General features: G+C 32.1%; 4 protein-coding genes. All 4 read right to left on the minus strand.

Annotation, left to right across the window (positions count from 1 at the left end; translation table 11 throughout):
* A partial coding sequence (locus EII41_RS14365) for a hypothetical protein (protein ID WP_221620730.1) occupies nucleotides 1-209 on the minus strand: 209 nt, incomplete at its 3' end.
* Nucleotides 210-254: 45 nt separating this feature from the next.
* Nucleotides 255-539 carry a hypothetical protein gene (locus EII41_RS13500; RefSeq protein ID WP_260425603.1) on the minus strand — a complete coding sequence of 95 codons (285 nt, stop codon included), beginning with the start codon at nucleotides 537-539 and terminating at the stop codon, nucleotides 255-257.
* A 167-nt stretch (nucleotides 540-706) separates the two neighbouring features.
* Nucleotides 707-1,438: a hypothetical protein gene (locus tag EII41_RS13505; RefSeq protein ID WP_124790993.1), complete on the minus strand. Its 732-nt coding sequence runs from the start codon at nucleotides 1,436-1,438 to the stop codon at nucleotides 707-709.
* Nucleotides 1,439-1,563: 125 nt separating this feature from the next.
* Nucleotides 1,564-1,768: hypothetical protein (locus EII41_RS14370; RefSeq protein WP_221620731.1), on the minus strand; the 205-nt coding region annotated here is incomplete at its 5' end.

A 1,768-nucleotide genomic window follows, 5' to 3' on the forward strand; every position in this document is an offset into this window, starting at 1 on the left:
CCTTTTGAGAAATTTACTGTAAAAGAAAGGTCTTGAACAATTAAGTCATTATTTATAACGATAAATCCGATATGTGCTTGATTATGCTTTTTCATCGCGTAATCATATATATATACATCACCCTCAATTATCGACGTTTGAGGTAATTGAGCCTCTAGTTCATTCGAAGAAGTTAGCATAGCTAACAAAATAAAAATTAGTGTGTTCATTATTTCTATATGAATTTCTTAAATAATACAAGTATAAATCAGCTTTTATTCCCCTACTCCACAAATACATTTGAGCATAAAGCTTACTTTATTTGTGCCTATATCCGCACCGGAGAGGGCGTAAGGCTTATGCGGCGTCTGATAATGGAATGTACCCACATCGCCTTTTTTCGTAATATTCCCTTTCGGGTCATAATCCATAACGATGCCTCCATACGTTTTCAGACGATTCAGATTGTCGTACGTAAAGTTTTCCTGTTTGTTCCTCCGGTTATCTTTCCGATACGTCAGATTCCCCCTCGCCGCATCAAAACCATAGGTGGAATTCAAGAACGTACCCCCCGGCTGTCGATTGAGATTTTATTCCTTCAGAACAAAGGATAGAGAAGTGTTTTCTCTTCCTTTGTCCGGAGAAATCAATGCCTGCCGATTCCGTTAATAGTTGCATTCGCTACTTGAAACTACACTGCACCTAAAAATTTTCAACAACTTGCATATTAATCAAAATATTCATTCCAATATTTCTCAATAAATTCTTTTATTGTCGTTATTTTTAGCGATTCTGATTTCTTTTGATGAAAGACTATAATTTCATTTTTGTATGTCCTACCGAAAATAACACTTTCACGACAAGGCATATCAATAATTTGAAAATAACACATGATATTTCTTTTTTCTTTTTCCCGTATGATAGGTAATTCCCAAATATAAACAAAAGGGCTACATTCATTTGATTTTGTAAAATAATGAATCCAACTTACACCGATGAACTTATCTTGTTTATTGATAATTATAGATCGAGATGAAGGGAGACCATTTCCATCTTTATCTTTTTCATATAAGGATTGTAAATTAAGTTTTTCGAAAAAAAGCTCATCCAGAAAATCTTTCTTGGTTAACTTCCTGAATGTTTGAAAATAGTATATATTGTACACGTATATACTATCGGTGATTAATTTACTTCTTGATTTACTGATCAATTTACAGGTTCTCTCATTCAATTGATCAATTTGTATCGGAGTATAAATCATCGCATCCTGATTATTGATAACCGTATACTGAGAAAAAGAGGGATAACTCAATGTCAGGACAATAGCACATATAAACAAATGACGAAATTTCATATCATTAAGAATTTTAGACAATGGTATCTTTCTGAGTTCGCTTGTATCCGGATTTATAGTTCTGTATATAATAGCTCTTAACATAATTCCATTTACTATTTTCATTGTTTCTCAATAAGTGTTTTAATCACAAGATTATATCCGATATTAAATGCAAATTAAAGAAAAAGATTTCATTCATTAGTTGAGACTATAAAGGCATAAATTTTCAGAGTCCTCACCTGCCTCTTTTACATTGAAAGTTCATTTAACATATTTAACCGTTCTTTATTGGTCATTTCCAAAAAAGACGAGGAAATCATTTTATAAATATAGTCTGGTATTTGTCTTTCTCTGCGAATAAAATTCTCACTGTTATAACATAAAAACGCATTTCTTTCAGTCAAGATATTACCGTCTTCTCTTTTTGAATATCGAAGCATCTTTGTTACTACA

It is taken from the genome of Tannerella forsythia (assembly GCF_003860135.1).
Taxonomy (GTDB): domain Bacteria; phylum Bacteroidota; class Bacteroidia; order Bacteroidales; family Tannerellaceae; genus Tannerella; species Tannerella forsythia_A.